Origin of the sequence: Pseudomonas sp. 24 E 13 (assembly GCF_900004715.1) — a bacterium.
GTDB classification, from domain to species: Bacteria; Pseudomonadota; Gammaproteobacteria; order Pseudomonadales; family Pseudomonadaceae; genus Aquipseudomonas; species Aquipseudomonas orientalis_A.
The window spans coordinates 94,535-106,418 of sequence record NZ_CVTO01000094.1 but is presented as its reverse complement, the minus strand read 5'-3'; the positions used below and the strand labels follow the sequence as shown (position 1 = coordinate 106,418).

Here is an 11,884-nt window from a genome sequence, read left to right as displayed (position 1 = left end):
TCACGTGGCTTCTGCTCGCGGGCCGGGCGTTCGCCACGGCTGCTGGTCGCGGTTTTTTCCTTGCCCTTGTCCTTGCCCTTGTCGCGACGACCACCGCCACCACCGCCGCCGTTCGGGCCATCGCCCTTCGGACCGCGTGGGTTGCGTGGATTACGCACGTCCGGACGCTCGCGCGCTTCTGGCTTTTCGGCCTCCACGGTGCTGGCATCGAAGCCCATCAGGTCGCCGTCGGCGATTTTCTGCTTGGTCATGCGCTCGATGCTTTTGAGCAGTTTTTCTTCGTCCGGCGCGACCAGGGAAATGGCCTCGCCCGAACGACCGGCACGGCCTGTGCGGCCGATACGGTGCACGTAGTCTTCATCGACGTTGGGCAGCTCGAAGTTGACCACGTGCGGCAGTTGGTCGATATCCAGGCCGCGGGCGGCGATATCGGTGGCGACCAGGATGCGTACGGAACCGGCCTTGAAGTCAGCCAGGGCCTTGGTGCGTGCGTTCTGGCTCTTGTTACCGTGGATGGCAACGGCGGTGAGGCCATGCTTGTCCAGGTACTCGGCCAGGCGGTTGGCGCCGTGCTTGGTGCGCGTGAACACCAGCACCTGTTCCCACGCGCCGTGGGTGATCAGGTGCGCCAGCAGCGAGCGCTTGTGGCTGGCGGCCAGGCGGAAGACGCGTTGTTCGATACGCTCGACCGTGGTGTTGGGCGGCGTGACTTCGATGCGCTCCGGGTTGTGCAGCAACTTGCCGGCCAGGGCAGTGATGTCCTGGGAGAACGTTGCCGAGAACAGCAGGTTCTGACGTTTGGCCGGCAGGCGGGCGAGCACTTTTTTCACGTCATGGACAAAGCCCATGTCGAGCATGCGGTCGGCTTCGTCCAGCACGAGGATTTCCACGTGGGACAAATCGACGCTGCCCTGGCCGCACAGGTCGAGCAAACGACCCGGGCATGCCACCAGCACGTCGACACCACGGGACATGGCCTGAACCTGAGGGTTCATGCCGACGCCGCCGAAGATGCAGGCGCTGACGAACTTCAAGTCGCGGGCATACAGCTTGAAGCTGTCGTGCACTTGGGCGGCGAGTTCGCGGGTGGGGGTCAGGACCAGTACGCGCGGTTGGCGCGGGCCGTGACGCTGGGATTTGTCCGGGTGACCGTTGGGGAACAACCGCTCCAGAATCGGGAGGGCGAAACCACCGGTTTTACCGGTACCTGTCTGCGCCGCAACCATCAGGTCGCGACCTTGCAACACGGCGGGAATGGCCCGCTGTTGCACCGGAGTAGGCTCGGTATAGCCCGCTGCCTCGATGGCGCGGACTAAAGCCTCGGAGAGACCGAGGGAAGCAAAGGACATGAGTAATCCTGTTTTAGTTAGGGCTTGGCCCAAAGGGATAATCTTGCCGGGCGTGAATGGCGCTTAGGGGAGCGTAATCCCGTCCGGTCCTGCTGTGTCTGGCGGGCACTCCACCGGCTCGCGCGGGCTGCAAAGCTGCGCTGTAGCGGGGTTGGGTGCCTTTTTCAAGACCCGAGCGGCCGGGCGTAAGCCTGGCGGAAAGGCCGGAGTATAACAGAGCAATCACTGCGCGCTGCTTTCCTGCTGCTCAACGGTGTAATCGAACGCGTTGATCGGGGTCGTTTGTGCCTGGATACCGCCGTATTTGGCGCTCAACGCGGCATAGGCCGGCTCTTGCTTGAAGCGCCTGAGCTCGGCGGCGAAGCGCTGGACCAGCAAATCCATGCCCGCGCCACGGCGTACGGCAAGAAACTGCGGCTGGCGGCTGACCACCACGGACGCCTGGCTGACCTTGCCCTCCAGGCCCAATTGTTTGATCAAGTGCTGCCCCACGCGACGGTCAGTGACCACCATGTCGATGCGCCCCAGCATGAGCTTGCCGAAGTTGGCTTCATGGCTGGGGGCCGGTTCACGCGCGAACGCGTTGGAGGCACTGAATGCCTCGCCATACAGGTAACCGGGCGAGACGCCGACGGTCAGGCCGCGCAGGTCGTCGAGGGTTTCGGCGGGGTGAGGGCGCTCGTTGGCATAGAACAGCACGAACTCGACCGCCGACAACGGTTCGCTGGGGTAGAGCAGCAAGGCGTCGCGCTCGTGGCTGTGGAAAATATCCAGCGCGCCGTCGGCGTGGCCCTGGTCGAGCATGGCCAGGCAACGCTTCCAGGGCAGGAACTGCCATTGCACATCCACACCGAGGCGCTGGAACACGACCACCGTGGTTTCATAGTCCAGGCCACGCATGGTGCCGTTGTCGTCGTAGACGTAGGGCGCCCATGGCTCGGTGACAATGCGCAATTTCTCGCCATGGGCCGCCAGGCTCAGGCAAGTGAAAAGCGCAGCGATCAACAACTTGAAAGTGACGGGCATACCCGGAGGTTACGACGCTCCCGGCATAAAGAGAAGCTCTGGCACGCGCTTTGGCGGGCGGGCTTATTTTGCCGGTGCGTCCATCAGGTGGGCATGGATCGCGGCACGGCGCTCGCCGAGAATCAGGCGCACCACCGGGTTGGCGAACCAGTGTTCGAGCTGGTGCGCGTCAATCGGACGCTGCTGGCGCTCTTCCTGGTTTTGTCGCGCCTTGTCCCACCAAACCGGGCCACAGGCCTGGTCGAACTCGTTTTCGTGTTCATAGCAACCGTAGAGAATCTCGCGGATGAACTGCTGCTGGTGCCTGGGCAACAACAGGGTAATCAGCTTGTACAGCGTGCGCTGCAAACGCGGCGGGCGCGGCAGGTGGGCGGAGACCTGGCGCGTGTCGGCCAGGGCCAGCGCACTGGTGGGCGCGGCGGCGTGCTTGGCGATCCAGGCCTTGACCTTGGCGCGAAACAGCTGCTTGCGGCTCCAGTAATGGTGGATCAGGTCCGGACACTCGCGCACGTTGAGCGTGCGATAGGCGGCGATGGACAGGCAGAACTCTTCCAGGGTGTAGGCGCCCTGGGCATGGGGGAACAGTTCATCCATCAACTCGATGGAACGGTCGAGGATGTGCGCGTCCTGTTGGGTCAGGCCCATCACGCCGGAGTTGAGGGTCATCATGTCGTCACCGGCCACGCCCATGTCGAGCAGGCGCTGGTGAAGCGCGGTGTAGAGAATGCTTTCGTGGTTGTCGCCGTACCGGGTGTAGAAGGCGTTGCACAGCAGCGTGCCCGGCTGCACGCGCTCGAACAAGGCCAGGGGGGAGCGGTGAAAAAACGTGTCGGTGTCGATCAGCAGCGCCACCGGCGATTCCTGCAGCACCTGGCGCAGCACCACGTGCTTGGTGCGAAAGTGATAACCGTGGGGTTCGCTCCAGCGTTTGCGGGTGGCTTCGTCCAGGGGGCGCACGCTTACCGGCAGCAGGCGATAGGGTTCGGGGTTGTCGCTGAATACCTGGATGTCCACGGCCGCATCGGGGTCGTCTTGCAGGAAGGCCAACGCGCTGGCGATGCTGAATACCGCTTCCTGGTGGTAGGTCTCGGCGCCGAAGACCAGGTAGACCAGCTGCGGGCGGGAAGTGGAAGGCACTGTATTCATGGACTGCGGGGTTCCCCTTGGATACCTGAAACGACAACGTAAAACGACAAAGGCCCTCGTCTGAACGAGGGCCTTGGCACCATCGGACAAGCCTTAGCGTGGCAGCTTGAGGTTGTTCCAGACGGCCAGGCTGGGTTCAGCCTGGTTCAGGGTATAGAAGTGCAACCCTGGCGCGCCACCTTGCAACAATTGCTCACACATCTCGGTGATGACCTGCTCACCGAACGCCTGGATGCTTTTGACGTCGTCGCCATAGGCTTCCAGCTGCTTGCGCACCCAGCGTGGGATCTCGGCACCGCAGGCGTCGGAGAAGCGCGCCAGCTTGCTGTAGTTGGTGATCGGCATGATGCCCGGCACGATCGGGATGTTCACCCCCATGGCCTGTACACGTTCGACGAAGTAGAAGTAGCTGTCGGCGTTGAAGAAGTACTGGGTGATCGCACTGTTGGCGCCGGCATTGGCCTTGCGCACGAAGTTCTTGAGATCGTCTTCGAAATTGCGCGCCTGGGGATGCATCTCCGGGTATGCGGCCACTTCGACATGGAAGTGATCGCCGCTTTCTTCGCGGATGAAGCTCACCAGGTCGTTGGCGTAGCGCAGCTCACCGCTGGCCATGCCCATGCCGGACGGCAGGTCGCCACGCAGGGCCACGATGCGCTTGATGCCGCTGGCCTTGTATTGGGTCAGCAGGCCGCGCAGGTCGGCTTTGCTGTCGCCCACGCACGACAAGTGCGGAGCGGCGGGAACGTTGACTTCACTTTCCAGCTGCAGCACGGTATTGATCGTGCGGTCACGGGTCGAACCGCCGGCGCCGTAAGTGCAGGAGAAGAAATCGGGGTTGTAGCTGGCCAGCACCTTGGCGGTGGCCATCAGTTTTTCATGCCCAGCATCGGTCTTGGTCGGGAAGAACTCGAAGCTGTAGCGACGGTCTTGGGACATGGTAATACCCTTTGAAACTCGGAAGCCGACTGTGCAACCCACCTGCACTGTAGGAGCGAGCTTGCTCGCGAAGAACCTGAGAGCGCCGCTGTAAACCAGAAGCGCTGCGTCATCGTTGGCGTTCTTCGCGAGCAAGCTCGCTCCTACAGGTAGAGCAGGTGGAGCTGATTACTTAGTAGCGATAAGCGTGCGGCTTGAACGGACCTTCAACGGTCACGCCGATGTAGTCGGCCTGGGTCTTGGTCAGTTGGGTCACAACGCCGCCGAAACCGCGAACCATTTCCAGGGCCACTTCTTCGTCGAGTTTCTTCGGCAGTACTTCCACGGTCAGGCGCTCGGCTTTCTGGGCGGGCGACAGGTCGGCGTACTTCTGCTGGAACAGGAAGATCTGCGCCAGTACCTGGTTGGCGAACGAGCCATCCATGATGCGGCTTGGGTGACCGGTGGCGTTGCCCAGGTTAACCAGGCGGCCTTCGGCCAGCAGGATCAGGTAGTCATCGTTCTGCGGGTCGAAATCACCGGCGCCGGTACGGTGAACCTTGTGGACCTGCGGCTTCACTTCTTCCCATGCCCAGTGCTTGCGCATGAAAGCGGTGTCGATTTCGTTGTCGAAGTGACCGATGTTGCAGACCACTGCGCGTTTCTTCAGGGCCTTGAGCATGTTCGCGTCACAGACATTGACGTTACCGGTGGTGGTGACGATCAGGTCGATCTTGCCCAGCAGGGCCTTGTCGATGCTCGCTTCGGTACCGTCGTTGATGCCGTCGATGAACGGCGACACCAGTTCGAAACCGTCCATGCAGGCTTGCATGGCGCAGATTGGGTCAACTTCGGACACCTTGACGATCATGCCTTCCTGGCGCAGGGACTGGGACGAACCCTTGCCCACGTCGCCGTAGCCGATGACCAGGGCTTGCTTGCCCGACAGCAGGTGGTCGGTGCCGCGCTTGATCGCATCGTTCAGGCTGTGACGGCAGCCGTACTTGTTGTCGTTCTTGCTCTTGGTCACCGAGTCGTTGACGTTGATGGCCGGAATTTTCAGCTCGCCCTTGGCCAGCATGTCCAGCAGACGGTGCACGCCGGTGGTGGTCTCTTCGGTCACGCCGTGGACGCGGTCGAGAATCTGCGGGTACTTCTTGTGCAGCAGCTCGGTCAGGTCGCCGCCGTCGTCTAGGATCATGTTGGCATCCCAAGGCGCGCCATCCTTGAGGATGGTTTGCTCCAGGCACCACTCGTACTCTTCTTCGGTCTCGCCTTTCCAGGCGAATACCGGGATACCGGCGGCGGCGATAGCGGCAGCGGCCTGGTCCTGGGTCGAGAAGATGTTGCACGACGACCAACGCACTTCGGCACCCAGGGCAACCAGGGTTTCGATCAGCACGGCGGTTTGGATGGTCATGTGGATGCAGCCGAGAATCTTCGCGCCCTTGAGCGGCTGCTCAGCGGCGTACTTGCGACGCAGGCCCATCAGGGCTGGCATTTCGGATTCGGCGATAAAGGTTTCGCGACGGCCCCAGGCGGCGAGGGACATGTCGGCGACTTTGTAGTCGGTGAAATCTGCAGGCGTGTTGACAGCGCTCATGAAGAGCCTCCATTCGTAGTGTGCGAATGGGCGCCGTTGTGCGTTTAGTATCCAGCTGCAAGACCAGGCCGGACAACGCCCCATCCGAGCCTGACAGGCCAAGCCTGCTGCAGCGCCCCTCGGACAGGTGGCGGGAGAACGGTATCAACTGAAGATGACCGTTTTGAAACGGGGGCGATTATAGCCGTGTATGCGGCACTTCCCAAGCCTTTCCGTCGGCGGCATGAAGATCGCTCATGGGGGTGATAGCCAATGGCTCATAGAGCTTGGCTCCGGGCTCTGCCATGATGTTACCCATCATTTCGCAAGACGCTTTGGAGTGACCATGAACTTCCACACCCGCAAATGGGTAAAACCCGAAGACCTCAACCCCAACGGCACCCTGTTCGGTGGCAGCCTGCTGCGCTGGATCGACGAAGAAGCGGCTATCTACGCGATCGTGCAATTGGGTAACCAGCGCGTCGTGACCAAGTACATTTCCGAAATCAACTTTGTCAGCGCCTCGCGCCAGGGCGACATCATCGAGCTGGGCATCACCGCCACCGAGTTCGGGCGTACCTCCATCACCCTCACCTGTGAAGTGCGCAACAAGATCACCCGCAAGAGCATCCTGACCGTGGAGAAAATGGTCTTCGTCAACCTCGGTGAAGATGGCCTGCCGGCGCCCCATGGTCGCACTGAAATCAGATACGTGAAGGATCAGTTCAAGGAAGACAGTCTGTCCGAGTGACGACGTAGCGGTGTGATTTGCTTTACCAAATCATTCCGTACGGATCGTCACGAGACGCTTTCATCACTCAGGCTCACACCCTATGGAGAGCCTGTGTATGCAAGTGTTCAGTTCAAGTGCCCGGATTCAGCACTCATTGGATAACGAGGTCAAGTCGGCGGCCACGCCCGGCGCCAAGATGCCTCTGCTGGAGAGGGTGGGCGAGCGCAATGTGACGCTGCTGCGTGATGACCGGGGACGGGTCGAAGTGATTTTGTCGGCGGCGCCAGCCACCAGCCTGGTGCTCAGCGGCGGAGGAGCCAAGGGCATCGCTTTTTCGGGGGTGGTGCAGGCCCTTGAGCAGGCGGGAAAGCTGCAAGGCATCCAATTGGCTTGCGGCTCATCCGCCGGCGCGATTTCGGCGGCGTTGATCGCCAGTGGCTTGGGGGCGGCAGCCTTCGACAGGTTATGCGATAGCATTGATCTGCCGAGCCTGCTCAACAGCACGGATACCGTGACGGCGTGGATGCAGGACGCCAGTAGCACACTCGGCACGCTCATCGGCCGCTTGCCCGGCCCCGTCGGCCATGTGTCTCAGTTATTGGTGACATTGTTGCCGCGCCTGCAAACTGAAGCCTGTCCTCTGGAGGAGATGATCCGAAATGAGTCGCGCCGGTCGCTGCTTGCGCATATCGCGCAAAGCCCTCGGGACACCCGGCCCGCGCAAGTGATGAAGATTGCCGACAAGTTGAGTGCCGGCAGCGCACCGACGTTCGGTGACCTTGAGGTGTTGAACCGGTATATCCCCGCGATCAAGCAGCTGAGTATCACCGGCACCGGTATGTTTGCCGAGCGCCCGCAGTTGGTGGTGTTCAATGCCGATCTGACCCCACAGATGGACATCGCTCGGGCGGCGCATATTTCCGGTTCCTTGCCGGTGGTGTTCAAAAGCCCCGTGGAACAAGGTCATGGCTTTCAGGCCTCAGGTGAAATCACCGCGTTCAAGGACGGTGGCTTATTGCTCAATACCCCGGCGCCGGGTGTGGTGCACAGGTCATTTCCCGATAGTCCCTTGAACAAGCCTGAAGCGTTGATCGTCAAGTTTGAGCCCAGCACCAGCGAGACACCGGCGCGAAGCGGCAGCTTTCTCAGCAGTGTGGCCGATCGCGTCACCGGTGTTGCGCATTCGGCCGCTGAAGCCTTCCAGGAGAAAAAGCTCGAAGCGTTTGCCGATCAAGTCGTCACACTGCCGCTGAAGACCGAAGAAGGTGATTTTCGCGGCCTGCTCGGCGGCACCGTCAACTTCATTATGCAGGATGAGCACAAGCAACATTTGCAGGCCAAGGCGCGTCAAGCGGTGGAGATGCATTTGGAGCGCCGCTCCACAGCCCTTGAGCATCATGGGTTTCAAAGCCTGCATGACGCCGTGCTGGCCATGGATGATCGACTGCTCGCCAGCGTTCAGTCGGCGCTGCAAAAAGATGCGGCCGCCGTAGATGTACTGACGTTCAGAAGCAACGCGCAGCAGGCGTTGCAAGCCTTGGATCAGGCGATCACCGAAGCGAATCAGACCCACGATACGTTGATGTTTACGCCGCAAATCTCATCAGCGCTGCGCAACCTGGATGCCCTTGTACAACGGCCTGAGCAAATCGACTGGTTGGCAGGGCGACTCAATGGCGCCGATCAGCGCAACTTTCAGCAATTGCTGCAAATGGCGGCCAGGCAGGTCGCAGGCAGTGCGCCGCCGGTGTCCAAAGTCCTCGTCGGTGCTGTCGCCCAGATGGGCGTGCGCGATATTGCGATCAAGGCAGACAACTTCACACGGGAGGTGATCTACCCTTCGTTGTTTCGGCCTGGCCAACCCGAGGCCAATGTCGAACTGCTCCATCGTACGGCTCAAGACTTGGGGTGGGCTACCACGCCCAGCGAGTTCAATCGTGTGCTCGACACCCTCGGCGAGCGCTATAGCGCACGTAATAAACCATGGGATAAAGCGTCCGGTTTGACCACGGTACAAATGGCCAGGGCCTGGAGGATTCCGGTTTAGTTGCGGGGCCACTGAACAGGTACGGTGGCCGCGTGTCGTAGCTACACGCCCCCCTTGGACTCCGGATAATCATGGCCACCGACGAAGCAGGTAAAACCCCCAATCTGTCGCAGGAAGAACAGCAGGACGTAGACGAAAACCAGCCGCCCCGCGCGGCGGTGCTGCACGAAATCATCCGTACCCAGGGCGACCAGGAACTGGAGCGCAGCGTCGCGGCGTTGTGGTGGTCTGCGCTGGCTGCCGGCCTGACCATGGGCCTGTCGCTGATGGCCATGGGATTGCTCAATTCGCGCCTGCCGGACGGCGAAGCGTTCAAGGTCATCGCCAGCTTTGGTTATTGCGCCGGTTTCCTCGCGGTGATCCTTGCGCGCCAGCAACTGTTTACCGAAAACACCCTCACCGCCGTGTTGCCGGTGATGAGCAAGCCGACCCTGGCCAATGCCGGGCGCCTGTTGCGCCTGTGGGCGGTGGTGCTGGTGGGCAACCTGTGTGGCACCCTGCTGGTGGCCTACGTGATGCTGCACCTGCCGATATTCGACACCAAGACCGACATGGCCTTCCTCGAAATCGGGCGCAAGATCATGGAAAACGACGCCGGCCAGATGTTCGCCAAGGGCATCGTCTCCGGCTGGATGATCGCCACCATGGTGTGGATGATTCCGTCGATGGAAAGCGCCAAGATGTGGATCATCATCCTGATCACCTACCTGATGGCGTTGGGCGATTTCACCCACATCGTGGTGGGCTCGGCGGAAGTGTCATACCTGGTGTTTGCCGGTGAACTGTCGTGGCATGACTTCTGGCTGGTATTTGCCGGCCCCACCCTGGCCGGCAATATCATCGGTGGCAGCTTTATCTTTGCATTGATCAGCCATGCACAGATTCGCAGTGAGGGCAGCTTGCCGGGCAAGAAGGCTGCGGACCCGAGGCATCCGCAGCAGGTCGACAAGGATCAGTGATGTTCTTCGGCCGTGGCCTCGGGTTCGCCCCGGGTCACGCGCTTGACCAGTTTGCCGATGCTCAGGCCCTGGAGCAGGATCGACGACAGCACCACGATATACGTGATGCTCAGCAGCAGGTCGCGTTCCGGGCCCAGCGGCAATGCCAGGGCCAGCGCTACCGAGACGCCGCCGCGCAACCCGCCCCAGGTGAGGATGCGGATAGTGCCGCGCGGGACCGTGCGCCAGCGTCGCAGCAGGAGGATCGCCGGGGCCACGGTCAGCAGGCGTGACAGCAGGATCGCCACCGCCAGCAAGCTGGCCGCCAATACGTGCAGCCAGTTGAAGGGCAGCAGCAGCAGTTCCATGCCGATCAGTGCGAACAGCAAGGCGTTGAGCATGTCGTCAAGCAACTCCCAGAAACCATCCAGATAGCGCCGCGTCATGTCGTTCATCGCCAGCTTGCGTCCCAGGTTGCCGATGATCAGGCCGGCCACCACCATCGCAATCGGTGCCGAGACGTGCAACTCGGTGGCCATCGCCGAGCCGCCGATCACCAGCGCCAGGGTCAGCATGACTTCGATCTGGTGTTGTTCGATGCTCTTGATCATCAGGTACACGAGGTAACCGATCAGCCCGCCGAATACCACGCCGCCAATCGCCTCATGGGCGAACAGCATTGCGGTGGCGCCCAGGGTCGGTGTTTCACCCAACTGCGCGATGCCCAGCAGTACGGTAAACACCACCACCGCTGTGCCGTCGTTGAATAGCGATTCGCCGACGATAGTGGTTTTCAGCGGCTTCGACGCATTGGCGGTACGCAGCACACCCAGCACCGCAATCGGGTCGGTGGGCGAGATCAGCGCGCCGAACAACAGGCAATACAGGAAGCTCACGTGCCAGCCGAACAGGGCAAAAATGTAGTACGCCAGGCTGCCGATCACGACGGTGGCGATCAAAACGCCAAAGGTCGCCAACAGGCCGATGGGCCAGCGGTAGCTGCGCAGGTCGCTCAAGTTGACGTGCAACGCGCCGGCGAACAGCAGGAACGAGAGCATCCAGTTCATCAGCAAATCGCCGAAGTCGATCTGGCCGATCAGTTGCTGGATGCGTTCCTCCAGGCCCGGGTAGCCGATGAAACTGAGGCCTTGCAGGAGCAACGAAAACAGCAGCGCAGTGACCATCACGCCGATGGTCGGCGGCAGGCCGATAAAACGGAAGTTCACATAAGTGAGCAGGGTGGTGAGGCAAATGAAGGCGGCAACAAGTTCAAGCATCCGGGGTCCTTGGGGCGGGGAAGTAGAGGCGCACAGCGTGCGTCGCGAAGTCGTTTGGTATAAGAAGTCGTTTAGTATAAACAGGTGCAATTACCTGAAAGAACCTTTCGGCCGGCCACGGCTCATAGCTTGTGGGTGGGGGCTGATCGGCATGTGGGTGATGAAGCTTTGACTGCCTTGATAAATCTTAAAAGGGAATGACTGATGACAGTGGCTTTCTGGTGTGTGTTGATTGCGATATTTCTGCCGTACCTGTGTACGGGTGTGGCCAAGTTCAGCGAGGGCAGGTTTGAGCTGCGGCATAACCGCGACCCGCGCGCGTTTCTGGACACGGTCGGAGGCGTTGCCAAGCGTGCCCACAATGCGCAGCTCAATAGCTTTGAAGTGACCCCGGCCTTTGCGGCGGCGGTGATTATCGCCCACTTGGCCGGTACGGCCGAGTTGGTGACGATCAATGTGCTGGCGGTGCTGTTTATCACCAGCCGCCTGCTGTACATCATTTGCTACCTGGCGGACTGGGCGATGTTGCGTTCGCTGGTGTGGATTGTGGGGATGGCGCTGATTGCGAGTTTCTTCTTTGTTTCGATCTGAAGCCTGACGCGGAATCTTGCGGGAGGGGGGCTGGCCGCAATGCCAGTCGGTTAAGCGCAGATCCCCTGTGGGAGGGGGCTGGCCCCCATGCCGGTCGGTTAGCGCAGATCCCCTGTGGGAGGGGGCTGGCCCCAATGCCAGTCGGTTGGCGCAGATCCCCTGTGGGAGGGGGCTTGCCCCAATGCCAGTCGGTTAGCGCAGATCCCTTGTGGGAGGGGGCTTGCCCCCGATGGCGGCCTCTGGGCCGACCAGGATGCTGGATCAGACTGAGTACATA

Annotated in this window: 10 protein-coding genes and 1 riboswitch; of the genes, 4 read left to right on the top strand and 6 right to left on the bottom strand. The window is 61.1% G+C overall.

Annotation, left to right across the window (positions count from 1 at the left end; all coding sequences use genetic code 11):
• The 5 genes from BFP90_RS06845 to ahcY all read right to left on the bottom strand — a co-directional run.
• Window positions 1-1,349: DEAD/DEAH box helicase (locus tag BFP90_RS06845; RefSeq protein ID WP_065896314.1), on the bottom strand; the 1,349-nt coding region annotated here is incomplete at its 3' end.
• 222 nt (window positions 1,350-1,571) lie between these two features.
• Window positions 1,572-2,375 carry a substrate-binding periplasmic protein gene (locus BFP90_RS06840; protein WP_065891548.1) on the bottom strand — a complete coding sequence of 268 codons (804 nt, stop codon included), beginning with the start codon at window positions 2,373-2,375 and terminating at the stop codon, window positions 1,572-1,574.
• A 63-nt stretch (window positions 2,376-2,438) separates the two neighbouring features.
• Window positions 2,439-3,521 carry a hypothetical protein gene (locus BFP90_RS06835; protein WP_065896313.1) on the bottom strand — a complete coding sequence of 361 codons (1,083 nt, stop codon included), beginning with the start codon at window positions 3,519-3,521 and terminating at the stop codon, window positions 2,439-2,441.
• A 93-nt stretch (window positions 3,522-3,614) separates the two neighbouring features.
• A complete protein-coding gene (gene metF / locus BFP90_RS06830; protein ID WP_065891546.1) occupies window positions 3,615-4,460 on the bottom strand; it encodes a methylenetetrahydrofolate reductase [NAD(P)H] in 846 nt (281 codons plus the stop codon).
• A 172-nt stretch (window positions 4,461-4,632) separates the two neighbouring features.
• Window positions 4,633-6,042: an adenosylhomocysteinase gene (gene ahcY / locus BFP90_RS06825; RefSeq protein ID WP_065885390.1), complete on the bottom strand. Its 1,410-nt coding sequence runs from the start codon at window positions 6,040-6,042 to the stop codon at window positions 4,633-4,635.
• Window positions 6,043-6,063: 21 nt separating this feature from the next.
• Window positions 6,064-6,169: riboswitch (S-adenosyl-L-homocysteine riboswitch) on the bottom strand.
• Window positions 6,170-6,367: 198 nt separating this feature from the next.
• Here ahcY and BFP90_RS06820 point away from each other — a divergent pair.
• The 3 genes from BFP90_RS06820 to BFP90_RS06810 all read left to right on the top strand — a co-directional run bounded on the left by BFP90_RS06820 (window position 6,368) and on the right by BFP90_RS06810 (window position 9,760).
• Window positions 6,368-6,772 (top strand): acyl-CoA thioesterase, encoded by a 405-nt coding sequence (locus tag BFP90_RS06820; protein ID WP_065885391.1) that lies wholly within the window; start codon window positions 6,368-6,370, stop codon window positions 6,770-6,772.
• Window positions 6,773-6,950: 178 nt separating this feature from the next.
• Window positions 6,951-8,801, top strand: a complete 1,851-nt coding sequence (locus BFP90_RS06815; RefSeq protein WP_370671685.1) for a patatin-like phospholipase family protein — start codon at window positions 6,951-6,953, stop codon at window positions 8,799-8,801.
• Between the two features lie 71 nt (window positions 8,802-8,872).
• Window positions 8,873-9,760, top strand: a complete 888-nt coding sequence (locus BFP90_RS06810) for a formate/nitrite transporter family protein (protein WP_065885393.1) — start codon at window positions 8,873-8,875, stop codon at window positions 9,758-9,760.
• Here the strand turns inward: BFP90_RS06810 and BFP90_RS06805 are convergent.
• Window positions 9,754-11,016, bottom strand: coding sequence for a cation:proton antiporter (locus tag BFP90_RS06805; RefSeq protein ID WP_065885394.1), 1,263 nt, complete (start codon window positions 11,014-11,016; stop codon window positions 9,754-9,756). The genes BFP90_RS06810 and BFP90_RS06805 overlap by 7 nt on opposite strands.
• A gap of 204 nt (window positions 11,017-11,220) precedes the next feature.
• Between BFP90_RS06805 and BFP90_RS06800 the strand changes: the two genes are divergently transcribed.
• Window positions 11,221-11,607, top strand: coding sequence for an MAPEG family protein (locus BFP90_RS06800; protein WP_065896311.1), 387 nt, complete (start codon window positions 11,221-11,223; stop codon window positions 11,605-11,607).
• Window positions 11,608-11,884 lie beyond the last annotated feature (277 nt).

Bases quoted from the DNA above. Each gene is read 5' to 3' on its own strand.
- BFP90_RS06800 (WP_065896311.1), top strand. From the start codon at position 11,221: ATGACAGTGGCTTTCTGGTGTGTGTTGATTGCGATATTTCTGCCGTAC.
- BFP90_RS06810 (WP_065885393.1), top strand. From the start codon at position 8,873: ATGGCCACCGACGAAGCAGGTAAAACCCCCAATCTGTCGCAGGAAGAA.
- BFP90_RS06820 (WP_065885391.1), top strand. From the start codon at position 6,368: ATGAACTTCCACACCCGCAAATGGGTAAAACCCGAAGACCTCAACCCC.
- BFP90_RS06815 (WP_370671685.1), top strand. From the start codon at position 6,951: ATGCCTCTGCTGGAGAGGGTGGGCGAGCGCAATGTGACGCTGCTGCGT.
- BFP90_RS06835 (WP_065896313.1), bottom strand. From the start codon at position 3,521: ATGAATACAGTGCCTTCCACTTCCCGCCCGCAGCTGGTCTACCTGGTC.
- metF (WP_065891546.1), bottom strand. From the start codon at position 4,460: ATGTCCCAAGACCGTCGCTACAGCTTCGAGTTCTTCCCGACCAAGACC.
- ahcY (WP_065885390.1), bottom strand. From the start codon at position 6,042: ATGAGCGCTGTCAACACGCCTGCAGATTTCACCGACTACAAAGTCGCC.
- BFP90_RS06840 (WP_065891548.1), bottom strand. From the start codon at position 2,375: ATGCCCGTCACTTTCAAGTTGTTGATCGCTGCGCTTTTCACTTGCCTG.
- BFP90_RS06805 (WP_065885394.1), bottom strand. From the start codon at position 11,016: ATGCTTGAACTTGTTGCCGCCTTCATTTGCCTCACCACCCTGCTCACT.